Origin of the sequence: Streptomyces sp. NBC_01433, from assembly GCF_026340105.1 — a bacterium.
GTDB lineage: Bacteria > Actinomycetota > Actinomycetes > Streptomycetales > Streptomycetaceae > Streptomyces.
The window spans coordinates 71452-96075 of sequence record NZ_JAPEPM010000007.1 but is presented as its reverse complement, the minus strand read 5'-3'; the positions used below and the strand labels follow the sequence as shown (position 1 = coordinate 96075).

The following is a 24624-nucleotide window of genomic DNA, read 5'->3' as shown; positions in this document are numbered from 1 at the left end:
CGGCCACCGCCCCCGCGGTAGCCGGGGCCGCTCCATACCCGCACCCCGCCTCACCGCGACGACTCCGGCCACCCCGGCCGTGCCCCGCCCACACCTCCCGGCGCCCCCGAGGGCCCGGCCGGCGGAGTGGTCGGAAGAACATCCTGGGCAGGAGCGACCGGAGGAACCGCAGGAGCAGCCGGAGCAGTCACCGCAGGAGCGGCGGCCGCAGCCGCACCCTCGCCGCGCGACACCGCGCCCGCCTGCCCCGGCGCCCGCACACCATCAAGCTGCTGCTCCCCGCCCGGCCCGCCCGCCTTCGCCTTCTCCGGCACCCTCGCCCTCTCCGAGGCGTCCGCCTTCACCTTCCCCAGTGCCGTCTCCGAGCCCTCCCCGGCCGAGTCCTCACGCCCCAGCCGCCGCAGCTCCTTGATCCGCTCTGCCCCCACACCCAGCCGGTGCCCGCACCCGGCCACCGTCTCCCCGGCCTTGCCCATCGCCAGCACGACCCGCGCCGCCGCCACCTTCGCCGCGTCGATCCGCACCTGGCCGCGCTCACGCACCCGAGCCACCTCCTCCTCCACCTCGGAGGCCGCCACAGCCTCGTCCTCCACTGCCAACTCGAAGTCCGCCACCAGGTCATCGAACGCCGCCTCCTGGCGCAGCCGCTCGGCCTCCGCTTCCTCCGCCACCCGCCGCCGCTCGGCCATCCGCTCCGCAGCACGCTCCAACGCCGCCTTCCGGCGTGCCAGCAGCTCGCTGTTCTTCCCCTTGCCCTTGGTCCGGCTTGACGCCACCGCAGCCACCTCCCGGCCGACCGGCCCACCCCCGTGGCGGGCCGCGTCACGCCAGTCTCAGCCGCCCGCACACCTGCCAACCCGCTGGAGCCGTTCACGTCCCAGGCCGTAGCACACCCGTCGCTGCGCCCGGTCCTGCTCACGGGACGACGTCCGAACCCGGCGGGGGAGAGGGCTCCGGCCGGGGGCGGTCCTGGTGAGGGGGCTGCCTGAACCGGGGTGCCGGTGGGTGCCGGTGGTGTGTGGGTGCCACGGGTGCCGGGCCGGTGGTGAGGGCCGATGACGGTGAGGGTGTGTGGCCGCCGGCCGGTGGCAGGTCGGTCGCAGTACACCTCTGGCACTTTTGACGCGCCACCGTGCTCAAGGGCCGATTTCCCTTGGGGCGGGACGCGTTCGAAGGTTGTTTTTCGAGCCCTGGGAGGTTCGGAGCTCCGCACCGGTCATGGCCCGCACCGACCTGTAACGCGGTGATCTTCTGGCGTCGTGGGGATGACAGCGAACGCGTTCACCGCGGGGCGGGAGCGCTATTACCGGCGCAACATCGCCCTCGGCGACGGTGCTCAGGGCACCGAGCTGACGGTGTCCTCCAGCGTGCCCGGGGTGCCGCCCGGCGTGTGGCACGGGCAGGCCGCCCGCGCTCTGGGGCTGTCCGGCATCGTGAGCGACACGCAGATGCGGGCCCTGTTCGGACTCGGCATGCACCCCGACGCCGAGGTGATCGCGGCCCGCGAACTGAGCGAAGGAGCCTCCCTCAAGCGGGCCATGAAGGCGGCCAAGCTCGGGCCGGCCGTACCGCGCCTTGCTGAACTCTCCCCGCTCGACAAGGAGATCGAGGAGGCCCTCGCGCGTGTCAGTGAGCAGCTGTGCCGCCCGCTGACGAAGTCTGAGACGAAGAACCTGCGGATGCAGTGTGCGGCGCGTGCCTTCGAGGCCGAGTACCACCGGGCCCCGTCCGACGGCGCCGAGCTCGGCCGGTACCTGGCCGCGCGAACCGGCCCGCAACGCCGTGCACTGACCGGCTACGACCTCACCTTCTCCTCCGAGGAGCTGTCGCTGCTGTTCGCGCTCGGCGGCCCCGAGGTGCGGCGGATCGTCCTTGAGGTCCTGGCCCAAGCACGCTCCGAGGCCATGTCCTGGCTGGAGAACCATGCGCTCGCGGTCCGTACCGGCCCGGGCGGCGTGGCCCAGCAGCGGGCCGAGCCCGGCCTGCTCGCGACCGTCTACCTCCACTACGAATCCCGTGCGGGCGATCCGATGGTGCACGAGCACGCGGTCATATCCCCGCGTGTGAAAGGGCCGGACGGCCGATGGCGCAACCTGGACTCCCGCCTCCTGCTGCGCGATGTCGTGGTCGCCAGCGAGCTGTTCAACCAGCGCTCCCTCGAGCTCGTCTGCTCCCGCCTGGGCCTGGCCGCCGAAGAGGTCGAGGTCACCCCCGGCCAGCGGCCGGTGATGCAAATCGTCGGCATCGACCGGCGTCTGCGCGCCGCGTTCGCGCAGCGCTCCCACGCAGTGCGCACCATGGCGGACACCCTGTTCGACGACTACCGGCGCCGCCACGGCCGCCAGCCGGGGCGGCCCGCACGTACCCGGCTGCAGTGGCAGGCGACCGTGAAGACCCGCCCGCCCAAGCGTCAGGCCCGCTCCCTGAACGAGCTGCTCGGCGACTGGCGGCGCCGGGCGATCGCGGCCACCGACCGCGCCACCGTGGACAATCTGCTGGCTACCGCGCAGGCCGCCGCCCAAGCCCGGCCCGCCCCAGCCGCATTCGACCTCGCCGCCGCGGCCGAGGAAGTCCTGGCAGCGGTCTGCGAGCGCCGTACGACCTTCCGACGCCGCCACGTCCTGGCCGAGGCGCGCCGCTACTTGATGCGGACCCTGGCCGGGGCCACCGCTGAACCTCAGGCAGCCGAGCAGATCACCGACCGGGTACTCGCCCACGTCGACTGTCTGGACATCACCCCGCCCGAGATCAACCCGCCGCACCCGGAGCTGCAGCGCGCAGACGGCACATCCCTCTACCGGCCGATCGGGTCGCAGACCTACACCACCCACTCCCTTCTGGCGGCCGAGAACCGGCTCCTGGCCGCCGCGCGCCGAAGCGTGATCCCGCCGGTCGGGCGCGGCACCTTCGCCCGTATCGCCGCCTTGAACCGCGGCCCGATGGACGCCGGACAGCGCGCGCTGGCCTCCTCCTTCGTCCTGTCGGAGAAGCTGCTGCTGGCCGGCCTTGGACCGGCGGGGGCCGGAAAGACGACGGCGATGCGTCTGGTGGCGAAGGCCGTGGACGCGGCCGGCGGCCGGCTGATCCCGCTCGCCCCGTCCTCCCGCGCGGCGAAAGTCCTCGGCGGCGACCTCGATGCGCGCGCCCACACCCTGCACTCCTGGCTGCACCAGCGCGGCCGGGCGACCGACGGAAAGACGGTCGGCAAGGACTTCCAGCTACGACCTGGCGACGTCGTCCTGGTCGACGAGGCGGGCATGGCCGGCACCCTCCTGCTCGATCGGATCCTCGCGGATGCGGCTGCCGCCGGCGCGGTAGTGCGCCTGCTCGGCGACCCGCACCAGCTCGCCGCCGTCGAGGCCGGGGGAGCCCTGCGGCTCATCTCCCGGGCGGGCGCCGCCGTCGAACTCGACCAGCTGCACCGCTTCCGGGTGGCCGGGGAGGCCGACGCCTCCCTTGTCCTTCGCGACGGTGAAGACCACCGGGCCGCCTTCGACTGGTACCGGGACAAGGGCCGGATCGTCGCAGGAAACTACGAAGCGATGTGCGACATGGTCTTCGCCGCCTGGGCCAAGGACCTGGGCAAGGGGCTCACCTCGCTGATGACGGCCGCCGACACGGCGACCGTGACCGAGCTCAACCTGCGCGCCCAGGCCTGGCACATCGAGGCCGGGACCGTCGACACCACCCGGTCCGCCGCCCTGCGGGCCGGGCAGCACGCGCACCTCGGCGACGTCATCGTCACCCGCCTCAACCGGCGGCGCATGACCGTGCGCGGCGGGCGCGACTTCGTGAAGAACGGCGACACCTGGGCCATCCAGCAGATCCTGCCCAGCGGGGACGTGGTGGTCCGCCACACCCAGCACGGCGGCCGCATCCGCCTGCCCGCGAACTACATGGCCGCCCAGTGCGAGCTCGGCTACGCCTCCACCATCCACCGCTCCCAGGGCATGACGGTCGACACCTCGCACGCGCTGGCCTCCGCCCGCTCCAACCGCGAAGGCGTCTACGTCCAGCTGACCCGCGGGGCGCGCACCAACCGCCTCTACGTCGCGATCGAGGACGGCGACCGCCTGGACGACGTCCTCGCCTCGATAGCAGCCAGACGCCGCGCCCAGCTGTCGGCGACCGAGTCGATCGCCGCGTTGCAGCAAGAAGTCGCCGCACCCGGGCAGTTGTCCGCCGAATTCGCCGACGTCGCCGAGCGCGCCACCACCGCCCGGCTGACCGGCCTTCTCGCACATACCCTCGGCACCGACCGGGCGGCCTGGTTCATGGCCGCCGACGCCTACCCGGCCCTGATCCGCGCGCTCCACGACGCCGAACGGGCCGGATTCGACCTGCCCCGTCTGCTGTCCGCCACCGTGCCCAGGCGCGGCTTCGCCGATGCGGACGACCCCTCCGCAGTGCTCACCTGGCGGCTGCGCGAGCGCCTGAAGGACGCCGCCGAAGCCCAGCAGGAGGACCGACCCCGTCCCCTGGCCGGGCTCACGCTGACCCAACTGCATACCCTGACCCGGCTCGCCGCCTCCCACCGCGCCACCGCCCGCGAGGCGCTCAAGGCCGCCGACGCCGCCTTCACCCACCTGCCCACCGACGTCACCACCCGCGCCGGCCACACCCACCCCCCCTGGGACCAGCGCCCCATGGGAGAACTGTCCCGCCGCGAACTCGCCGCCCAACTGGCCCTTGTACGCACCCAGATCCGCCGCGCCCAGAGAATCAGGACCCCGCTCTCCGACACGGCCCGGCACGTCATCGCCACCCTCACCCGCGAGTCCCAGCTGCGCCGCGCCCTGAACTGGCGCGACGCCGCCCGCGAGGACTTCCAGCGCGAGCGGGCCACCAGCAGCGCCGCCCCCGGCGCCACCTCACTGGCCGCGATCCGGCGGACCCTGTCGACCCGGCGTACCGCCACGGCCGATCGCCAGCGCTCCGCGCGTGCCGCGCTGGCCCGCGCCGACGCCGTCTCCGACAAGATCTACGCCGAGCTGCGGTGGCGCGAACGCCTGCCCGACCACGCCCCACACCGCCCCAACTACCGTGGTGAAATACCCGACTGGGTCGCCGACTCCCATGCCCTGGTCCACGCCGACACCCCCGAGCACTGGGTCACACACCTCGCCGAGCGCCACCGCATCCTGGCCCGCTCCCTGGCCGACCGCGGCCACACCCTGGCCGGATCCCCGCCCGCCTGGGCCCGCCTTCTTGGCCCGCCGCCACCCGCCAGCGCCCCCCGCAGGCGCCACGCGTGGGCCACAACCGCCGCACTGGTGGAACTGTGGCGCACCCGCCACGCCATCACCGGCACCCCCGGACTGGGCCCGCGCCCCGCCGACTCGCAGGACGCCGCGGCCTGGGACGACCTGGACGCCCGGGTGCGCGCCCTGTCCGGACGCCGCCGCCCAGTGCACCTCCCGCCACCCGACGCCCCCGCCTCGGTCATGATCGAAGCAACCCTCAGCCACCTCGACACGCCGCCGCCCACCGGGCCCCTGCCCGACCACCCGGCCCTGCGCGACCCCTTCGGCGTCGCCCCCCTCTCCTACGGAGCGCTCGATGCACGCCTCGCGCGGCGTGCCCTGGCCGCCGTCCTCGCCGGCGAGCCCCTGCCCGAATCCTGGATGGAGGAAATCACAGCCCCCGGCGACGACGACGAGGACGAGCAGCGCGCCTACACCAAGCTCCTCACCGGCATCGGCGACTACCGGCGCCGCCACCACCGCGCAGGCCCCGACGTCCTGGGCCCGCGCCCCGCGGGCCTCGACGGCGAGGAATGGGACCACCTCACCGACGCGATCGACCTGTACACCCATGCCCGCGTCGAGCGCCGCCTGGAGCAGATGCGGGCCCGCACCGCCGCCGACCGCGCGGCCCTCCTGCCGCCGAACTCGCCGCTGCGCCAGCAGCCCCCGCCCGACACACATGGCCCCGGCCACCGGCCCCCGACCCGCTGAACACCACACCGCGCGGCCTCAACGCCGCCCGGACACGCACTGCACCGACACCCCCGCACCTGAAGTTCAGCCCATGGCGCGGGCTCCCCCTCGGCTGAAGGCAGATGAACATGACACCCACAAACGGCCCCGGATGTATCCAACTGGCGGGCCGCACCGTACAACTGGCCTGGCTGCGCGAACACTCCACCCAGGCAGCTCCGCTGTTCGCCCGTGCCCGGGCCGAGGTCGGCCACGCCCGGTGCCTGTGCCGCCGTCCCGCCCTGCGCCTGGTGATCCGCTGTACCCGGGCGGGCCGCTACCACGTCGCGGGCTGGCCTGGCGAAGGCGAACAACACGACCCCACCTGCCCCTTCCATAAACTCGGGCCCGGCCTGTCCGGCCGCGACCGCTACAGCACACAAGCCATCCGGGAGACCGACCACGGCGTGTCCATCCGCCTGGCTACACCCCTCACCAGCACCCTGGCCCAGCCTGCAACCCACGACGCCGCGCCGGAGGAGACCGGCGACGACGCCGGTTCGCGGCGCTCCGTCGGCCTGCTCGGACTGCTGCACTGGCTCTGGGAACAGGCCCGACTCAACGTCTCGCACCCACAGACAGGGCGCCTCACCTGGCGCACGTGCCACGCCCGGCTGCGCCAACAACTGCGTGAGACCACCATCAACGGCCACGGCATGGACGAGGCGCTCTACGTCGTACCGCCCTTCACCCACGCGGCGGCCGACGCCAACACCGCAGCCCTGGACGCCTTCCGCGCACGCCTGGGGCGTCACGGCACGACCGAACGGCGCGCCCTGATCCTCGGACAGATCAAAGAGGTGGCACCCACCCCACACGGCGTCGCCTACCGCCTCGCCCACCAGCGCACCCCGCTCTACGCCCGCTCGGCTCTGCACGCGAGGGCCATCCGCTCCTACCGACATGCCTTCGGCAAGACAGCCGCCGGGCACGGCGCCACACGGGTCGCCCTGTTCGTCGTAGAGCGGAGCCCCAAGGGACACCTCATCGCCGTCGACCTGGCCGCGATGCTCACCACCGCCGCCTACATTCCCGCCGATTCCTCCTACGAGGTGGTCATGGCCGACGCCCTCGCCGCCTGCCGCCGCGCCTTCATCAAGCCCCTGCGCTACGACACCGCCGACGCTGTCCTGCCCGACTTCGTCCTCACTGACATGACACCCGCGGCATACGTCGAGGTCTACGGCATCCACGGCCGGGAAGCCTACGACCGGCGCAAGACAGAGAAGCGGGAGTTCTACCAGCGTCAAGGCGGGCAGCTCATCGAGTGGGACGTCGCCCAGCCGCTCCCCGCACTCACGCGTTCCGGCCAGCACGGCTCCCGACCGAACGCCTGACGGAGGGCACAGCACCGGTGGGCGCGGAGGCCCACTCAAGACGTCAGCCTGTCCACCAACGGCGCGTCGAGACGGACCAGCAACTGACGCACGCTCATCCAGCACGGGTGAAGAGGAGTCGTCGTCCTCCCACTGGGACATCGCCGACCGCACGACATGCGCGGTGACCTCGGCCAGCGTGGAGCCCTGCTCGCAGAGCCTGCTCGTCGTGCCGAGTACCCCTGCCGCGTCACCTGGCCACCCTGCATCAGCAGCCGGACGGCATCCAACCAGGCCATCTCCGGGTTCGTTGCCAGTGAGACACTGCATCACAGGGTGCGCCCACAGTCCGCCATTCGCCCGGGTACCCGCGGGGCTGCACCTGGTCCCCGGACCGAGGCGGCCGTCTGATGGGACACCGGTGAAGGTGCCCGACTCAGCGCCTGGGACCCCGCACAGCCCCAGGCCGAAATCTGCTGCCCAACGCCCCAGCGGGTAGCACATAGTGGAGCAACCTCACCGATCAACCAGAAACGGACGGCCGTGACGACCGCCTACAGCAGCGAATCATCCACCGAGCGCATCCCCGGACGGGCCTGGACGGTCCGGATCATCGGCCACAGCGGCCGCGTCGCCTCGGTCACCTGCAGCACCGCAGCGTGCCGGATGCCGCCCCGCTCCGCGGACCTCACCGCACTGCGAAGGTTCGCCGCAGCGCACGCCGCCGCGCATGCGAAGGTCGCCACCGTCAATCCCCACGCCTACTGCCACTGCGGCGCCCAGCGATGCGGCGCCCATCCCGGCGCGAGGACGTCCTGCGCAGGCACGGTGGTGATGATCCTGCGACACGACCCGATCGTGAGCCGGGTGTGGAGCCTCGAAGAGGTCTGCGAGATGTGCGCGCCGCTCATCCCGAACGCCACCGTCCTGGCCCGCGCCGCGCGGCCGAACCACGCAACCAAGCCGCCCACGACACCCAGAACGCCCACCGGACAGGTGCCGTCCCCCGCCCGGCCCAGCATCGCGGGCGGCTTCTCCGCAGCGCCCGCCGAGGGCGCCCCGGCCCCCGTACGGAGCTCCCGTCGCGCACCGCAACGGCCCCGCCGCCGGCGCTCTGGGCAGTGACGCTGACCGCGCTGGAGCCGCTCCCATAAACCAGCTCCCGCCCCGACTACGCGGACACGTCCCTGGGCCTCGTCCACACGTGGATGCGATGTTCCGCACGGTCGGCCGGATCCCTGTCCGGCGCGGCAAGGGCCTGGGCCACCATCTCCCGCTCAGCCCTCCGCCCGGCAACGGGGAGTCCCAGGAGAACACCGGCTGCCTGCTTGATCAGAATTCCGGCATCGTCCAGCAGGGTGTGCGCCCGCCCGTAGTCCCGCAGCTCGATCCTGCCGAAGGCTCCCGTCGCGTCGGGAAGTTCGGTGACCATCTTCAAGACCAGGTCTTCGATAAGCCCGTACGCACGCTCGGGATCTTGCTCGGCGAGCTCCCGCAGGGCCGCGCTCAGCTGCTCGACAGCGGCCGGATCCTGTACGGGGTGGTGCAAAAGGACAGTCACATCTGCGTTCAACGAGCAACAGCCGGGCAGGCAACGGCCGGTCAGTGAGCCGGGGCCGGCAGGTGCTCAGCGGCGGATCGGCACGGCCCGTCCTTCGGGAGCGGCAGGTGGCAGGTGCCCCAGCCGGTCCGCTCCTGGCACAGGCGGAGCTCGGCATCGCCGTGTTCGCGCAGGGCCGTGGCCAGCTTGCTCGCGCTGGCCACGACGGTTTGCCAGGTCGTCTCGCTGCGGGTGCGAGGCCACTGTGCCTGCCGGGCCTGGGCGAATGCCTGCTGTCGGGGGACGAGTTCGGGGTGCCGCATGGCCCAGCGGAGCGTCGCCTGGTCGAGCAGAGAGAGGATGCCGGTGTTCTCGGGCGACCCGTGTCGCACACTGTCCAGGGCGTTGGCCAACTCGGCAGCGGTGCAGTCCTCGAACATGCCATCTCCCCTGGCTGAAGCATCCCGTGCAACTGCAACTACTCAAGCACACCCCGAAACCTCTCTCCTCTCGTGTACCGGACCCGCCTCTCCGGAAACGGCTGTGGCACCTGCACAAGCAACTCCTTCGCCGGATCCCCGCGACACGGCGCCGAGCCGTTCCGCGTCGGCCCCTTTCACCATGCCCGTCCCGTCTCGCGGGACGCTGCTGCTGATGCTTGGCTGCCGCCTCCCGCCTGACGAAACCCTCCAGGCGAGCAGGCCAGCAGGCATCCTCGGTCCGGGCAAGCTGCCGCCAGCCGCCGTCCACGGACTGCGCGGCGCCACCGCCGAGCAGAAGGTCCCCTCGATGAGCGAGCAGCACACTCCCCTCCCCGACGATTTCCGTACCTGGCTGACCGAGCGGGGAGAGGACGCATACGCCCTGGCATGGGTGACCGAGGGGAGCGAGCCGACCGGTTGGACAGAGGCCGAGACACCCCGGGTGGGGGAGACCGGGATCGCCCGCCTGGGTGCCGACCTCACGCGCATCGCGCGGCAGGAGGTCACCCACGGCCGGCAGGAGACACTGCGCCGCTGGCTCCGCCTGGACGACGGAGTACGGCACCTGGCCATCATCACCGCCGATCCCGGCGGCCTGAGCGAGCACACCCCCGGCGAACTGGCCGCCCAGCTGATGCACGACCCGTCCCACGATGAGGCCCGGCTCACCGACCTTCTGGCCAGCTGGTTCTACCGGCGCAACGCCGAAGCGCCGCAGGGTCTCGAACTCGGGTGGATCGCCGCGGCCGCCGCCTGGACCTGTCACATGCGCGCCCTGGCCAGCTATCCTCCGCCCTCCGTACTCGCCCAGGCCCTGGAGCGCGACGGCGAACAGGACCAGGCCACCGCGGACTTGGTGGTCAGTACCGGGCTGAAGATCGTCGACCTCCTCGACCGGCTGGAGCGCGTCTACCGCCCCCGCACCGAGTTGATCGAGGACTGGCGCGTCGTGGAATCCCTGTCCGCCGACGTCCCCGCGCTCGCGGAGATGGCCGACTGGCTGCTCGACCAGATCTCCCTGCGGGATGCGCCCGCCCAGCAATTGCGGGCTGTCCTCGAGCCGGACATCACCGACTACCTGCGCGACCGGCGATCCGACGGCGCCCTGCTGGGTGTCGCCGTCCCCGCCCTCGACGCACCGCGCACCGCGCACCTGGCGCAGGCCCGCGAGACCGTCCGTGCCTACACCGCGGCCGCGCACGCGGGGCGCCTGCAGGAGGCGCGGCAGCTTCAGGACGCCTTTCCGGTCCCGGCCCGCCCCCTGGCCACCAGCGGCCCGGCCGCCGCCTGGCGGCAGAGCTCGGCCACCGCGCAGGACGCCGTCGAGGATCTGAGCGCGCAGCGCGCCGCGACCACGGCCGAGGACAGCACTGACTACTTCGCCGACCCGGAACTGCTGCACGCCGAGACCTCCTACCTGGCCGCACGCGAGGGTCAACTGCACCTCATGCACGACGCGCTCGGCCGCCTGTCCTTCCCCGCCGCGGCCCCTCGCGACCTGCCCGAGGCACTCGTCCCGGTCGCGGCCGCGCAGACCCAGCGCCGCGTCATCGAAGCCTTCGGCACCCTGGAGCGAGCGGCTCAGGTGCTGGAAGGCCAGCTCCACTACCAGCTCCAGCAGCCGGTGCCCGCCCGCCGCCGGGCCACCACCGGTACCGAGACCGACCTGCTGACCCGCACCCGCGACGCACTAGAGCACACCGCGGCCGCCGTTGTTCCCCTCGACGAGGAGCACATCCGCGCCCGCCTGCAGGAGGCCATGGCGCGCCCCGCCTCCCCGGACGCTTCCGACCCGGCAGAGCCCGCCGCCCACGACGAGGCCCACACCCAGGCCCTGGCCGCCAGCTCCACCACCCCTGGAATGAACCGGTGAACTGGGCTCTGAGTACCGTGATCTCCGTGCTGCTGCGCGCGGCCAGACCGCTCACCCGGCGCGGTCTGCCCCACCTCGCCATGGCAGCCATGGCCATGCTCGTGTGCGGCGGCGCCCTCGTTGCCGGGCACGGACTCCTCTACATAGCACTGTGCTCGGCGGCCGGGGGGTGGCCGCTGGCAACTGTTCTGGTCGGGCTGCTGGGAGCCGTGGTCCGTCTGGCCGCGGCCGTAGGCCTGGTGGCGGTGGTCTTGCTTATGCCGCTGGTCATCGCGGCCGACTGCCTGAGCCGGCGACCGGGCGCCGAACGTGACGAGCACTCCACGACGATCCCGTAGAGGCACGGGGGCGGTGGTTGGCCGGATCAGGGCATCAGTGTCCGGTCGCCCAAGCGGTTCGACACCGTGGACTTCCCCAAGGACGGCGACGGTTGCCGCTGGGATGCCACCCGCACGACCCCGTCACCCGTGTCAGCCTCCAGGGCATCGGCCACATCAAGGTCCACCAGCAACGGCCGGTCGTTGGCAAGGTCAAGACGATCTCGGTGAAGCGCGAGGGCCGCCGCTGGTACGTCATCCTCACCGCTGAGTTGGACGCCCCCGCGCCGCTGCCCGCGACCGGCCGCGTGGCCGGCATCGACCTGGGCATAGCCAACTTCCTCGCCGACTCCAGCGGCGACTTCGTGCCCAACCCCCGTCACGGGGCAAAGACGCCGCAATGCTGGATTCATGCATTCATGATGGGAAGGAGTCACGCTCGGGATGTCCGCTCGAGGACGGGACCCGATCGGTCACCACTGCGGCTGCCTGCCCTGGTGCTGTGCATGGTTGAGCAGGTGTTCCGCGTGGGTCTGAGCGGCCGTCGTCCCGTGTGTGCTGTCGGACTCCTGCAGTGTCCGGGTAATGCTTTGCCGGGATTGGGATTCAGCATCGATGCGCTTAGCCAGGGCAAGCAGCCGATCCAGTGGCACCTCAGGCTCCTCCTGATGCGCCTGTACGGCAGGCCGGGGAGGTTCGGTGCGCTGGGTAGATACCGGCGAAGTCGGGGCGGCGATCAAGGCCAGCCGGCGTCCGGGACGCCACACGCGTGTGTGCGGGCGTGGCTCGAGCCGGTGGCTATGGAAGACCCGCGCGATCTGTCGGCCGTCCAGGCCCCGTTCCTCAAGGAGCAGTTCGGCCAAGGCGTGCAGGGCCGCCTGTGCCCGGGGATGCGTCAGAAGCTCGCGGGCATCCCCGAGCGCTTGGGTTCGGTCCACGACGAATCCCTGGTCAGCGAATCCGTCCACGATGGCCTGGTCACCTGAGCCCGACAGCTTCTCCACGCAGCGGCGCAATTCTGGATGGATGTAACCGCGGCTGGTCAACCAGTCGGCCTGCGCGATGGCCGGGCCGAGTTTCTCGACGGTGTAGTACTGGGCATCGGCAGGTCCATCCACCCACGCCCCGCCGCCTTCGAGTTGGGCCCGGTCCTGGGCGAGAGCGAGGTGCTGGACGGACAGGCCGAGCATCCACGCCAATGTCGCGTGCGCGCTTTCGTGAATCGCTGCCGAGTGCCACCACACGTCATCGGGTAAGTAGGCCGTGCACCACACCCCGTCCGTCTCGCCTGAGGACAGAAGGTTGCCGGGATCCGGGTGGCTGGAGAGGAAGTCCGCGTGGACGGCTACGTGGAAGTCGTCGTTGTCGATGGGGGAGGTGTCCAACTGCCCGGCTACACGCTCAGGAGACGCGTTCACCGGTACCGGCAGACGCCGTGCCAGGGGCCACACCGGCTTCCGCCAAAGGCCAACAAATGGTGGGTGGGACTCTCAACGGCGGCACGCGGCAAACCGTCCGCCGACGCCTGGCAGGACTCCGTAAAGAACTCCCAAGACTCGCTGCTTGCCGGAGCAGGTTTGGGCATCGGGCCCCTCATCTGCTCACACCGGCCAGGCGGGCCCGGAACAGCGCGGTGATGGTCACCGCGTCGGTGATCTGACCGGTCAGGGCCATCTGCTCCGCCTCAGCGAAGGCGACGGTGCGCACCCTGCGGATGTCGGGGCCGTGCGCGAGGTCGTCCACCGCGTCAATGCGCGCGGTGTACAGCAGCACTGCCTCGGCCAGGATCGCCGGGTCGAGGTGGACCTGGCCCAGGCCGATCATTTCCGAGGCACTCGTGCCGAGTTGGTCCTTCAGCTGCCCAGCCGCGTTGTCCGCGTCGGCCACGCCCTTGGCTCCTGCGCTCCTGAGGATCTCCCACTGCCAGGTGCGGGCCGCGTGCCGGAACCGGTTGACGAGTACGACGTCGCCGTCGAGTAGCGGGAGCACGGCCACCGGCGGCTCCGGCCGTGCGGTGAGCAGCCGCAGGCGTCGTGCGTGCTGACCGTCGGGCAGGACCACCGGGTCCTCGAGCACCACCCGCTCCTCGTCGCGGTGCAGGACCTGGCCCTCGGTCATCGGCCAGCACCTGATGCCGATCGTGCCGTCGCCGGGCGGGCTGAGGAACCACGTGGGGCGTGTGTCGCGCAGGTGCGCGTACGCGGACTCGGGGGTGTGGTCCATCAGATCACCGACTTCGGCGGGCAGGGTGAGCAGGGAGTGGGACAGCGGCACGGCGGGGGTCATGCGACAGCCCCCAGGCGGGCGGCGGACAGGTCGGTGGCGAGCTCGTCGACGGTGGTGTGCGTCATGGGCCCGGTGGTGCTGATCCGCGCCAGGTCCCCGAAGCACTCAAGGCGCCACTTGTCAGCCACCCAGTTCGGGGGCCGGTCGAAGGTGATGGTCAGGGAGTCGGGGAAACGTTCCGGCGATGCTCCTGCGGCCTCGAACTGCTCGACCGCGTAGGCGGCGGCGTCCTGGCACCGGGCGATCATGGCGGCCACACCGGCCCGTCCCAGGGAACGCAGCCGCGTCCACAGCAGCAGCGCACTCAGCCCGCTGCGGGAGCCGACCACCAGGCGGTCGGGCATTCGGATCCCCAGGGCCCCAGAAGACGGGTCCTGCTCGCGGCGTACCAGTGAGATGCCCGCCGGGGCGGGCAGGCCCAGAAGCCGGTGCCCGGACAGGGTGATGGAGTGCGCCCCATGCGCGAGCGACCACGGCGGCACCTGGTTGCTGTGCGCGGCCATCAGCCCGCCCGCGCTCGCATCGACATGGACACGGACCGGTCCGGACACGGCGGCCGCAGCGCGCAGCTCGGCCACGTTGTCGATGGCACCGCGCAAGGGGGTGCCACAGGTGGCCACCACCAGAGCCCCCGCCCCGCGCCGCATCCGTGTCTGAAGGAGCAGATCGTCGGGATCCATCGTGTCGTCGGGCAGCGCGTTCACGCGCACCGTGTTCATCCCCAGCAGCTCGCAGGCCCGCACGACATCGAAGTGGGCCTGCTCGCTGACGTACACCGACGGCTCCGGCAAACCGCGGCGGGCCATGACCAGACCGTGCAGAAGCGCCTCGCGCGGTGAGGCCGTCACGAAACCGTGGGCTTCCTGGGGTGAGGCTCCGGCGAGCGCGGCGAAGTAGGTGAGCACCGCCTTCTCGTACTCCCCGGTGCCGGTGTCGAACACGGTGGGGGAGTACGGGCCGCGCCTCTGATCGACGAACATGCCCAGCAGCGGGGCGAGTTCTGCCATCACCTGGCCAAGGTGGCCCGGAAAGCTCAGGAACGGCCGCTCGTCACGGTCCAGGGCGCGGTACAGCCGATGCAGCTTGCGGGTGTCGGCCGCGGGCGGAGACGGCTGGAAGCCGATGGCCAGGCCCTCATCGGGCAGGTTCGGGGCGGTGCGGGGGCTCACGTCATCGGCTCCATACGGGTCGCTCAAGCAACAGGTGCCACCCCATCTACGCCCGCCCGCGGCCGCCTCGGGCGCCCCGGCCGCCGGGCACGCCGTGGGGCGGGAGGATGCAGCGAACAACCCGGCTGCGCCTCCCGCCTCACGGACTGGACGGCCCGGGCGCTGCCGCCACGCCGGGCACCGGCGCCTCCCGGCCGATTCCGCCTGCGGGGAGAGCGGGGCAAGTCGCGGAGCCAGCAGGTGGGACCGCGGCCGCCGACAGGCCCCATCATCGCCGCCGGGCCCCAAGGATCGGTGACGTCCGGACACGAGGGTGCGCACCCCTGCCGGGGCCGGGCGGACCCGCTGGCAAGTCCCGGGCCGCCCGGCCCGATTTCCTCCCACATCAAGGAGTCCTGCGTGATAGTTCGCCAGCGCGTCAAACGTGCCGTCGTGGCCGGCACCCTGGGTCTGGCCGTTGCCACGGGAGGCATCGCCACCGCCTCGACGGCGCAGGCCGCCGACACCGGAACCGACACGATCTCCTGCTCGGCCGTCAAGGTGCACGCGTCCTACTCCACGGGCTCGACGACGGTCGGCGTCGCCTACAAGGGCGACAAGATCACCTACAAGCAGTGGGTGTACCAGCGTTCAGCGAAGACGTGGTGGGTGAACGGCACGGTCACCCGTAAGTCGGACCACAAGAAGATCCGCGGATACGTCGTCTACCAGTGCGCGAACCCGTACAACACCTGGCCCGCGCCCACCCCGCCGATCCCTAAGTAGCGCCAAGAGCGCCGTGGTTGTCCCGGCCGGGATACCTCGAAGCGGCCGGCTGCGCCTCCTTGCGCAGCCGGCCGCACGGCTGTTCCCGCCCTGCGGGCCAGCACCTCAGCTCGCCGTCGCAGGCCGCGGGAGCCGGGCGGCCAAGTCGGTCACCGACTGCTCCCGGGCGCGCAGCATCGACCCTGCCACGCCACTTCCGCGCCACGTTCCTCGAAAGGCTCCTCAATGATCCGCCGCATCGCGACCCGCGCCGCCGTTGTCCCCGCCGTCATGGCGGTGGCAGCCGCAGCCGCCCTGACCGTCACCACCGCACCGTCCGCCTACGCCGTCGGCGAGAACAGCCAGTGCACGCACAACTGGTCCAACTTTGGTGCCACCGTGAGCAAGAACGCCTGGAACTACCGCTCCGGTCCCTCCACGGGCTACAAGAGCCTGGGGTACCTGTACCGCGGCGACAAGCTCACCGTGATGTGCAGCAAGGGCAGCTGGGACTATGCCAAGATCACCAGCTCGAAGTCCGGGATCCGCAAGGGCACCCAGGGGTGGGTGCGCAGCGACGGCCTGGTCAACCTGGCCGGCTGATCCGGACACACGCGCCCGTGCACCAAACACAGTTGCGCCGACGGCACCGGTACCTGCCTGCCGGACACCGAAGGAAGATCCTCTACGCAACGGTGGGCGTCGCCTGACGGACCGCCCCGGCCGGTTGCCGCATCACCGGGCGGGAGAAGCCGATACCGGCGCCCGCCAGCGTGGAAGCGCCATTGAGAGCGCCTCCACGGCCTGCTGGGCTACTCGGCGCAGCGGCCGATGCCCCCCCCTTCGCCGCTCGCGCCGCCCGTGGACCGCCGCCTGCCCCCTGGGCCGCGGTGCATGGGCGGCGACCCCTTTCTCTCCCACTCCAACACCCCTTGCAGAGGCAGGCAGGCGATGGCCCAGGCGCAGGTCCGCGACGTCCCCCGCACCACCCCGGCGCCGGGCCCCGCGCCGCAGCCGTCACCTCTGGCCGCGCCGGCCGGCGACCCGGCGCCCCCGCGCACCCCTCCGACCTTCCGCGACGTGCTGCGCCACCGATATTGCAGCCGCCTGCTGGTCTCCTCGGTGACCGGCCGCCTGTCGCTGGGCATGGTGCCCGTGGCCCTGATCCTGGCAGCGCAGGCGGACGGCCACTCCCTGGCGACCGCCAGTCTCCTGGCCGCGCTCTACGGCATCGCCCCGGCCCTGGGACTGCCGCTGCTGGGACGGCTGGCCGACCTGCGAGGCCTGCCCCTGCCCTGCCACACGGGAGCCGCCCTGGTCGCCGCCGCGCTGGGCACCCTTGCCCTGACAGGCACCTCCCACCTGCCGCTCACCGCCATATGCGTCGCCCTGGCCGGAGCCGGATGCCCGCCACTGGAGGGCGGTCTCCGATCGCTGTGGCACGCCGTACTGCCCGATGACGCGCACGTTCGCACCGCCTACACCCTGGACTCCTCCACCCAGCAGATCGTCTACGTCACCGGCCCCGCCCTGTCCATCGCGATAGCCACCTGGCTCTCCCCGGCCGCAGCCCTCGCCCTGGCGGCCGCCGTCACCCTGGCCGGCTCCCTCGCCTTCGCCACAGCCCGCCCCGCCCGCACATGGCGGGCCGCGCCCCGACGCCCCGACCGGCGCGGCGTGCTGCGCCCGCCCGCCATGCGCCCCCTGCTGATCTCCCTGGTCTTCCTCGGCGCCACAATCGGTGCCCTCGACGTCGCCGGGATCGCCGTAGCCGAACGGCAGGACGCCTCCTGGTTCGCGGGCGCGCTGCCCGCGGCGTTCTCCGCGGCGGGGCTGCTCGGCGGTGTCCTGTACGCCCGCTTCCAGCCCGCCACCGCCCCGAGGTCTCGTCATCTGATGCTGCTGGGCGCCGCTTTCACGGCGGGATGGCTCCCCCTGCTCGCCCCGCTCCCGGCCCCCGCGATCCTTGTGCTGGCGATGCTGCCGGGTGCCTTGTTCGTGCCCCTGCTGACCGTGGCCAGCCTGACCCTCACCTCAGTCGCCCCGCCGGGCACATCGACCGAGACGGTCGGCTGGATGTCCAGCGCGATCCGCCTCGGCCTGGCCGGCGGCACCGCCCTGGCCGGCCCCCTCGACGGTCACTTCGCCGTCCCGCTGATGGCCGCCGCCCTGTGCGCGCTCCTGCTCTCGGCTCGCCCGGCGCCCGCCCCGGCAGCTACAGCCGTGTGAGCCGAAGCAGCCCACCGGCGCCCGCTCCCGCCTCCCGGCACGCCGACCACGATCGCCGAGCCAGACCCCGGCACGCCCCGGCTGCACGCGGCGATGAAGTCCCCTCGGGCCTGCAGGCTCCCAGTCACCGGCATGGCCACAAGGGCCCGCCGCGCCTCGTTGACCTGGAGGAAGCATCCGCATGCCCGCGTTCAAGCGCACCGCCCTCACCCTGCTCGCCGCCGTTGCCGTTGCCGGCACCACGCTCGCCACCGCCACCACGGCCTCGGCGGCAACGAGCTACCACTGCAAGACCAGCAGCAGCCCCACGTTCGACGACCCGTCGTACAACGGCCCCGACTCCGACAACTGGTCGTTCGACGTCAAGCTCTGCGCCAAGCGGTCCGGCGGCTACATCTACACCACGGCCACGGTCTACTGGGACGGCCCCTACTCCTCCGGCACGAACAACCACTTCACCTTCAACAAGGCGCGCTTCCACCTCCAGACCAAGAAGAGCACCAGCGGCACCGACCCTGTCGTGAAGTACGCCAACTACACCGGCCTTGAGAACGCGCTCGAAAACAGCAGCGCCACGGGCAACGGCTCGTACAAGACGGGAACGATCAAGACCAAGGCCACCAGCGCCAGCTACCTCGCCGACGGCTACATCCAGCTGGACTGGTCGGGCGACGGCAAGGACTACAAGGCCCCCATTCTCTTCAGCGCCTCCCCGGCCGTGTAGATGCTGCCAAGAGGGCCCAGGGCCGCTGATTTGCGAGATCCCGCGTCCCTCCCGGAGGGCGCGCTCCGGATGCCGTAGCGGCGTCCACCTGGATTTCCGCTCCCTGAATCACGGGCGAGCGCCCGCATCCGCCTCCGGTCGCGGGTCCGGCCCGGGGAAGTGCCTCGGGCCGGACAACCGACCCTGACCTGTTGCCGCACACCCCGGAGCCACCGTGACCCACACACCTCTCACCGAGGGCACCCGTCCCGCCGGACAGACACAGGATCCTCGTCACGACGAGCCTCCAGTATCCGAGTCCCTCGCGGCGACGACCGCCCCGCCCGCAGGTGCTGTGAAGCGCTGGCCTATGGAGGTCTGGCTCCTGCTGGGCGGCACGCTCGTCGTACGGGGAGCGGGCTTCGCCTACCCGTTCCTCTCCTACCGCCTGTCCTCGCTCGGTTTCTCGGCCTCGCTCGTCGCGTGGGTGCTGGCCGCTTTCGGGGGCGGCTGGCTCACCGGACAGGTGCTGTTCGGCTGGCTCGCCGACCGGCTCGGGCGCCGCACCACTCTGGTGTGCACCATGCTGGCCGCCGCTGTCATCCTGCCGGTGCTGGGGGAGGTCCGCTCGCCCCTCGCCCTGCTGACCACGTCGTTCCTCGCCGGGGTGGTGTACGACGCCTCCAGGCCGATTGTCTCCGCGCTGATTGCGGACCTCGTCCCCAGCGAGGGGGGCCGCGCAGTTGTCAACGGATGGCGGCACTTTGCTGTCAATGTCGGGGCGGCCCTGACTGGTTCGCTGGGCGGCCTGCTCGCCGGCCAGGCAGGTCTGCCCCTGCTGTTCTGGATCAATGCGGTCGCCTGTGCGGTGTTCGGCATCGCGGCTTGGCGGTTCCTGCGCCCGGGCCATACTCCCGGGACCGTCGAACGCGGCGGCTACCGTCAGGCACTGAAGGACGGACGGCTGTGGCTGGTGTCCCTGGCCAGCTGGTGTGCCCTCACCTGCGCGAGCGGGATGTTCACCGCGCTGCCGATGCTCATGACGGCTCACCACCTGGACGCCACTGCGTACGGCTGGACACAGGCCGCCAACGCGGCCGCAGTTCTCTTCTTGTCGCCGCTGGTGACTCCCTGGCTCGGCCGACGCGCCTCCTCGGGCCGTCCCATGACCGGGGTGGTGGCCGCGAGTTCCCTCTTCCTCGGCGCGGGCATGGGAGCAGCGGGTCTCGCCACCAGCACCCTCGGGTTCAGCCTGTGCGTGGCGGCGGCGGTCCCCGGGGAGATCCTGCTGTTCGTCGGCGCGACCGACATCGTCAACCGCATCGCACCCCCGCACGCGCGGGGCCGTTACGCGGGGCTGTGGGGAACCACCCTGGCCCTGTCGGTCATCACCGCCCCGGTCCTGACCGCCTGGGCCCTCAACACTGGCGGCGACGTCCTCGTCGCGGTGACGACGTTCCTCGCCGGCGCTCTCGGCGCCGCCCTGTGCCTGCCGCTCCACGCCGCACTGCGAAGCCACGCGCCCGACGCGCCCGCCCCTCTGTCGCACCCCGTTTCCTGACCCGCTCGTCCTGGAGATTCCCGTCATGACCACCGCCCCCGCCCGCCCCACCGGGCAGTCCTCCTGGCACTCCACCATCAACACCCTGCCCGGTGAGGAACCGGCCGCCACTCCCTACCACTCCCGTGCCTGGGCGCACGCCTGGCAGAGCATCAGTTCCGAGCCGGTGCTCGCCAGCCGGCACCTCGCTCTGTACGACGGCTCACGCCGCTACCGCCTGTCGTACCAGCTCATCGAATCCAGCCCCATGTGGACGGCGGTGGAGGGCGACGCGGGACTGCCTGAACCGGTCTGGCAGGAGCCCGTGCTGTATGCCCCGAGCATCTACGGCGAGTACGGAGGCCTGCCCGGCGCGTCCCCTCTGGTCCTGGCCGAGGCCGTCGACCGAGGCATGGAACTTGCCCGGGAGTGGGGCGCACCCGCGCTCGTGGTGCCCAACCTGCCGCCTGCAGACCTGGAGCAGTGGACAGCGATACGTCCGCCCGACGCGCAGGTCTGCCTCTACTGGGCACACCGGGCCCCCGTCGCCTCCTCGCTGGAGAAGTTCGTCGCCAACTTCAGCAGCAGCAAGTGCCGTTCGGACTTCCGGCGCCAGCACCGCCGCGGCACGGAGGCAGGCCTGCGACTGCGGATCGCGCCCGGCACGGCCATGCGCGACGCGCTGCCTGATTTCGTCGCCCAGGCCTGTGCCACGTCCCAGCAGCACGGTCCGGCCCTGTACGGCCTCGACATGCTCACCCCGCTCATGCACGCACCCGGAGCGGTCGCGCTGCTGGCCGAGCACGACGACGGCCTGGCCGGCGGACTCCTGTGCTTCCGGCACAACGGCGTGCTGTATCTCTGGGCGGCCGCCATCGACCAAGACCGGAAGGCCGTTCTGCACACCTACGGCTGGCTGATGGCCGAGAGCATCGCGTATGCCGTTGCCACCGGCACCCAGGTCCTCGACGCGGGCCGCGGCAACTACGAATACAAGTCCCGCCTCGGGTTCGGCACGATCCCGCTCACCTCCGCCATCTATCTCACGCAGCCGGACCCCGCCGCCGCCGGCCGACTGCAGGCGATGCACACCGGCCTCCAGGAGCACGCGATGCGGGCCTGGGGCCATTGAAGACTCTGTGCCCCCAGCATCGGTGGCCTGCACTGTGAGGGCAGTCCTTCGGTACGCGTTCGGTCCTGGCGATGGTGCGAGGCGCGCTGTTACACCCCGCGGGCCGTGCTGTCGATCGTCTCGGCAGAGCTGAGCGCCGCCAGTACCTGCTGCTCACCCTCCGCCGCGTCGACCAGCCCGGCGGCGACCGCCTCGGCCAACCATGCTGCGTGGCCGAGCGCGGCCGCCACGGCGTGCCAGATATCGCCTCGCGCTGTCGAGCAGTCGCCGTACGCGTCCTGCAGCCACTGATGGGCGGCCCGCAGCGCGGCAGCGGCATCCCCGCCGTGCCTCTCCAGGTCCTGGGTGGTCAGCGGCCCGATCCACATGTCGACGTGCGACTGCACCACCTGCGTGTAGGCCCGGTGATCGGCCATCGTCCCGCACTGCCCGCCCGGCTCCCGCCTCGTGCGCCGGCCGGGCCAGTGCCCGGCAATCCACCGGTGGCGCTCGCACACCTCCACCCGGTACTCCAGGGCACGTCCCTTCTTCCGGCAGCGCGACTCGACCACGTGCGTGGCGGGCGCGGAGCAAGCGGTGAGCTGGCGCAGTACAGGCATCCGGGTCTTCCCTTCGTTGCTGTGTCGTCAACTGAGCCTGGCCGAAAGGGAGCCTGCTGTCGGCTCCACCGGAGCACACCGGACGTGACAGCCGTCACCCTTCGGCCGCCCGGTAGGCAGTCCGCCGGACGGACCGGGACCACGACGTAGGAGGAGATTCGTCCCGCACTCTCGACCGCCGCATGAACTCGTATCCCACCCAAAGGAATTAGTGGAGTTCATCCCTTTTATCCCTGGCGGTGCCGGGCTGCTCCTGCTGAGATCACCTCTGTCCAACCGACGCTTCACCGCCTTCTCCGAGGAGCTTTCGATGAACCAGCGCCCGCTCAAGTCCCGTCCGCTCGCCGCCTTCCGCCCGCTCGTCTCCGCCCGGCCTGACGAGGACCTCGCCACCCGCCCGCTCGCGGCGCGCCCGTACTAATACGGCGCACTCCCACCCAAGCGCCCGCCCGGGCCTCCTTATCCATTCATCCCGGGCGGGCGCTGCCGTATCCGGGCCCGCCCATCCTGACCAAGGAGACCAACCCCGTCATGCAGGCACCTCTCGTCCGCGCCTCGGCGCGCCTGGCCGCCATCACTATCGCCGCCGCGGCGGCCGGCACCCTCGCCTGGGCACCCGCCCACGCGGCGGCCCCGGGCTCGGCGGACAACCACGACAAATTCGGACCGGGATATGCGATCCCCGACAGCGACGGCCACGCCGCCAGCTCCCACATCGGCGCGTACGGACCACCCGGCATGACGGTGTACGGCAACTACGAGACGTTCTGCGCCGATCCGTCTCGCAAGGGCCCCGACGCGGCGGACGGCTACACCGGCCCGACCACCGTCGAGCACTGGACCTCCTCGGTCACCGGCCGTCCCGTCCCCGACACCCATCTCGCCTACGCCTCCTACGTCGTGGGCAAGTACGGCCAGACCCGCAACGCGCCCCAGGCCGCCGCGGTCGATGCCGCCGTATACGAATGGCTGGCCGGCGGCACCTACGGCATCGACGGCGCCCGCGGCAAGCAGCGCCTGGCCTATCCCGGGGTCTCCCCGTCCGCCCGGACCCTTGCGCTCGGCTACCTGAGCGAGGCGAAGAAGTACGCGGGCCCCTACCGGCTGACCCTCACCCCGAAGGTGACCGAGACACCGGCCGGGAAGAAGGTGACGGTCACCGTCTCGGCTACCGCCCAGCTCTCGGGCGCCAAGGTGCCCGGGGTGAAGATCGCGCTCGCCGAGTCCGGCAAGGAGGGCGAGCGCGGCCAGGTCACCACCGGCCAGGACGGCACCGCCAACTGGGACTTCACCGCCGACACCAAGGGCACCACCACCGTCCACGCCACCGCCGCGGGCCTGCCCGGCACCCAGCTGAAGATCCTCACGCCTCGCGACAGCAAGGCGCAGCGGATGCTGCTGGCCGGGGACACCACCACCGCGAGTGCGGACGCCGCCATCAAGGTCACCGCAGCCCCCGGGGGCGTGACCATCCACAAGAAGGACCCGGGCGGCGACCGTCTGGTCGGCGCCGCCTTCCAGCTCACCGACCCCGACGACGGCCGAGTCGTCGCCGAGGAAAAACCGGCGCCGACGGCACCCTCGCCTTCGACGACCTTGCACCGGGCACCTACCGGCTGCGCGAGACCGACACCGGCAGCCGCCTGCACGAACGCGTGCCGGACCAGAACATCACCATCACCGAAGGCAAGACTGCGGCCGCCAACCCGATCACCATCGTCGACCCGTTCAAGCAGGGCGACCTGCTGCTGAAGAAGACCGACAAGGCCACCGGGAAGCCCCTGCCCGGCGCGGTCATCACGATCAACGCCGACACCCTCGACGCCTCGGGCAAGCACACCAGGGGCAAGGAGCTCGCCCGGCTGACCACCGGCAAGGACGGCACAGCCAAACTCAAGCTCGACGTGACGCTCAAGAACGGCACCTCGTACTGGGCGAGCGAAACCACCGCCCCCGCCGGATACCAGGCCGACGCCGCGCCCCAGCGCTTCACCGCTACCCCGGGTGCCCAGGTCACCATCACCCTCGCCGACTCCAAGACCCCCGCCCCCACCAGCCCGCCCACCACCGCACCGCCCTCACCCGCCACCCACCAGCCGCCCGCGCCCACCGCGCAGCTCGCCCACACCGGCGCGGGCAGCACCACCTGGCTCATCGGCGCGGTCGGCGTCCTGGTAGCGGCCGGAGGCGGCGCGGTCTGGGCCGGATCCCGCCGCCGGCGCCACACGAACACATCTGACAGCCAGTGACCGCCGGGCCGGACGGGCGGGCCCCGCGCACCCCCGTCCGGCCCGGACTGACTCCGCCCGCCTTGCGCAGGGTGAGGCCCGGCCCGGCACGAGACTGCGCTGCCGGTCATCCGCAGTCCGCAGAAGCCGTGAGCTCCTGCCCGGCGTCCAGGGCCAGAGCGCATTCCGCATCCCGGCGCCGCCGCCGGGCCAGAGCGTGCACACCACCGCACACCACCGACACCACCAGGGCGGTACTCATCACAATGGCCGCTGAGGCGGACAGCTTCTGCGCCTGCTCCACGAGCTCCTCGGGACGCGCAGCGGCGGGACCGAGCCGGATCTGCGTTACTCACGCTGCCAGGCCACCGGTCGCCCAGCAGGCACCCGCCCACGACCCAGACGATCCACACGGTGCGCGGGGCCCACATCCGCGACTCCACGGGCAGCCCCCTCGGCCTCCCACCGCTTCGCCCACGGCACGTCCG

General features: G+C 71.9%; 19 protein-coding genes and 2 pseudogenes. 14 read left to right on the top strand and 7 right to left on the bottom strand.

Annotated elements, in window-relative coordinates:
- Positions 1–50 precede the first annotated feature (50 nt).
- Entirely contained in the window at positions 51–776 is a 726-nt protein-coding gene (locus OG413_RS45455) for a hypothetical protein (protein WP_266814418.1), read from the bottom strand.
- Positions 777–1265: 489 nt separating this feature from the next.
- Here OG413_RS45455 and mobF point away from each other — a divergent pair, with 489 nt between their 5' ends.
- The 3 genes from mobF to OG413_RS45440 all read left to right on the top strand — a co-directional run bounded on the left by mobF (position 1266) and on the right by OG413_RS45440 (position 8419).
- On the top strand, positions 1266–5957 hold the full coding sequence (gene mobF, locus OG413_RS45450) for a MobF family relaxase (RefSeq protein ID WP_266814416.1): 4692 nt from the start codon (positions 1266–1268) through the stop codon (positions 5955–5957).
- A gap of 110 nt (positions 5958–6067) precedes the next feature.
- Positions 6068–7315, top strand: coding sequence for a DUF1173 family protein (locus OG413_RS45445; RefSeq protein ID WP_266814414.1), 1248 nt, complete (start codon positions 6068–6070; stop codon positions 7313–7315).
- Between the two features lie 522 nt (positions 7316–7837).
- The gene (locus tag OG413_RS45440; RefSeq protein ID WP_266814412.1) at positions 7838–8419 is read left to right on the top strand and encodes a hypothetical protein; all 582 of its coding nucleotides are present in this window, start codon (positions 7838–7840) and stop codon (positions 8417–8419) included.
- Positions 8420–8465: 46 nt separating this feature from the next.
- Here the strand turns inward: OG413_RS45440 and OG413_RS45435 are convergent, their stop codons facing one another.
- A complete protein-coding gene (locus OG413_RS45435; RefSeq protein WP_266814410.1) occupies positions 8466–8855 on the bottom strand; it encodes a hypothetical protein in 390 nt (129 codons plus the stop codon).
- Positions 8856–8896: 41 nt separating this feature from the next.
- Positions 8897–9274 carry a hypothetical protein gene (locus tag OG413_RS45430; RefSeq protein ID WP_266814408.1) on the bottom strand — a complete coding sequence of 126 codons (378 nt, stop codon included), beginning with the start codon at positions 9272–9274 and terminating at the stop codon, positions 8897–8899.
- A gap of 181 nt (positions 9275–9455) precedes the next feature.
- Here OG413_RS45430 and OG413_RS45425 point away from each other — a divergent pair, with 181 nt between their 5' ends.
- From OG413_RS45425 to OG413_RS45415, 3 genes and pseudogenes are all read left to right on the top strand, one after another.
- Positions 9456–11189, top strand: coding sequence for a hypothetical protein (locus tag OG413_RS45425; RefSeq protein WP_266814406.1), 1734 nt, complete (start codon positions 9456–9458; stop codon positions 11187–11189).
- Positions 11186–11527, top strand: a complete 342-nt coding sequence (locus OG413_RS45420) for a hypothetical protein (RefSeq protein ID WP_266814404.1) — start codon at positions 11186–11188, stop codon at positions 11525–11527. Before OG413_RS45425 ends, OG413_RS45420 begins: the two co-directional genes overlap by 4 nt.
- A 57-nt stretch (positions 11528–11584) precedes the next feature.
- Positions 11585–11898, top strand: a pseudogene (locus OG413_RS45415) (RNA-guided endonuclease TnpB family protein); the annotation flags it as partial.
- A gap of 1201 nt (positions 11899–13099) precedes the next feature.
- Here OG413_RS45415 and OG413_RS45410 read toward each other — a convergent pair.
- The gene (locus tag OG413_RS45410; protein WP_266814402.1) at positions 13100–13792 is read right to left on the bottom strand and encodes an NUDIX hydrolase; all 693 of its coding nucleotides are present in this window, start codon (positions 13790–13792) and stop codon (positions 13100–13102) included.
- The gene (locus tag OG413_RS45405; protein WP_266814400.1) at positions 13789–14961 is read right to left on the bottom strand and encodes a pyridoxal-dependent decarboxylase; all 1173 of its coding nucleotides are present in this window, start codon (positions 14959–14961) and stop codon (positions 13789–13791) included. Before OG413_RS45405 ends, OG413_RS45410 begins: the two co-directional genes overlap by 4 nt.
- Positions 14962–15360: 399 nt before the next feature.
- Here OG413_RS45405 and OG413_RS45400 point away from each other — a divergent pair, with 399 nt between their 5' ends.
- The 6 genes from OG413_RS45400 (at position 15361) to OG413_RS45375 (ending at position 21309) form a co-directional block, all read left to right on the top strand.
- Positions 15361–15726 (top strand): hypothetical protein, encoded by a 366-nt coding sequence (locus tag OG413_RS45400; RefSeq protein ID WP_266814398.1) that lies wholly within the window; start codon positions 15361–15363, stop codon positions 15724–15726.
- A gap of 225 nt (positions 15727–15951) precedes the next feature.
- The gene (locus OG413_RS45395) at positions 15952–16308 is read left to right on the top strand and encodes an SH3 domain-containing protein (RefSeq protein ID WP_266814396.1); all 357 of its coding nucleotides are present in this window, start codon (positions 15952–15954) and stop codon (positions 16306–16308) included.
- Between the two features lie 348 nt (positions 16309–16656).
- Entirely contained in the window at positions 16657–17934 is a 1278-nt protein-coding gene (locus tag OG413_RS45390) for an MFS transporter (protein WP_266814394.1), read from the top strand.
- Positions 17935–18115: 181 nt separating this feature from the next.
- Positions 18116–18658, top strand: a complete 543-nt coding sequence (locus tag OG413_RS45385) for a hypothetical protein (RefSeq protein WP_266814392.1) — start codon at positions 18116–18118, stop codon at positions 18656–18658.
- A gap of 214 nt (positions 18659–18872) precedes the next feature.
- Positions 18873–20198 (top strand): MFS transporter, encoded by a 1326-nt coding sequence (locus OG413_RS45380; protein WP_266814391.1) that lies wholly within the window; start codon positions 18873–18875, stop codon positions 20196–20198.
- 25 nt (positions 20199–20223) lie between these two features.
- On the top strand, positions 20224–21309 hold the full coding sequence (locus tag OG413_RS45375; RefSeq protein WP_266814390.1) for a GNAT family N-acetyltransferase: 1086 nt from the start codon (positions 20224–20226) through the stop codon (positions 21307–21309).
- An 89-nt stretch (positions 21310–21398) separates the two neighbouring features.
- Here OG413_RS45375 and OG413_RS45370 read toward each other — a convergent pair whose 3' ends face one another.
- Entirely contained in the window at positions 21399–21908 is a 510-nt protein-coding gene (locus OG413_RS45370; RefSeq protein ID WP_266814389.1) for a hypothetical protein, read from the bottom strand.
- 965 nt (positions 21909–22873) lie between these two features.
- On the opposite strand from OG413_RS45370, the pseudogene OG413_RS45365 reads away from it, so the two are divergent.
- Together OG413_RS45365 and OG413_RS45360 are read left to right on the top strand one after the other, a co-directional pair.
- Positions 22874–23533 (top strand): annotated as a pseudogene (locus tag OG413_RS45365) (prealbumin-like fold domain-containing protein); the annotation flags it as partial.
- 30 nt (positions 23534–23563) lie between these two features.
- The gene (locus OG413_RS45360) at positions 23564–24157 is read left to right on the top strand and encodes a prealbumin-like fold domain-containing protein (RefSeq protein ID WP_266814994.1); all 594 of its coding nucleotides are present in this window, start codon (positions 23564–23566) and stop codon (positions 24155–24157) included.
- A 106-nt stretch (positions 24158–24263) separates the two neighbouring features.
- Here OG413_RS45360 and OG413_RS45355 read toward each other — a convergent pair whose 3' ends face one another.
- Positions 24264–24440: a hypothetical protein gene (locus OG413_RS45355; RefSeq protein WP_266814387.1), complete on the bottom strand. Its 177-nt coding sequence runs from the start codon at positions 24438–24440 to the stop codon at positions 24264–24266.
- Positions 24441–24624: the final 184 nt, after the last annotated feature.

Bases quoted from the DNA above. Each gene is read 5' to 3' on its own strand.
- mobF (WP_266814416.1), top strand. From the start codon at position 1,266: ATGACAGCGAACGCGTTCACCGCGGGGCGGGAGCGCTATTACCGGCGC.
- OG413_RS45445 (WP_266814414.1), top strand. From the start codon at position 6,068: ATGACACCCACAAACGGCCCCGGATGTATCCAACTGGCGGGCCGCACC.
- OG413_RS45430 (WP_266814408.1), bottom strand. From the start codon at position 9,274: ATGTTCGAGGACTGCACCGCTGCCGAGTTGGCCAACGCCCTGGACAGT.
- OG413_RS45425 (WP_266814406.1), top strand. From the start codon at position 9,456: ATGCCCGTCCCGTCTCGCGGGACGCTGCTGCTGATGCTTGGCTGCCGC.
- OG413_RS45410 (WP_266814402.1), bottom strand. From the start codon at position 13,792: ATGACCCCCGCCGTGCCGCTGTCCCACTCCCTGCTCACCCTGCCCGCC.
- OG413_RS45395 (WP_266814396.1), top strand. From the start codon at position 15,952: ATGATCCGCCGCATCGCGACCCGCGCCGCCGTTGTCCCCGCCGTCATG.
- OG413_RS45390 (WP_266814394.1), top strand. From the start codon at position 16,657: ATGGCCCAGGCGCAGGTCCGCGACGTCCCCCGCACCACCCCGGCGCCG.
- OG413_RS45385 (WP_266814392.1), top strand. From the start codon at position 18,116: ATGCCCGCGTTCAAGCGCACCGCCCTCACCCTGCTCGCCGCCGTTGCC.
- OG413_RS45375 (WP_266814390.1), top strand. From the start codon at position 20,224: ATGACCACCGCCCCCGCCCGCCCCACCGGGCAGTCCTCCTGGCACTCC.
- OG413_RS45370 (WP_266814389.1), bottom strand. From the start codon at position 21,908: ATGCCTGTACTGCGCCAGCTCACCGCTTGCTCCGCGCCCGCCACGCAC.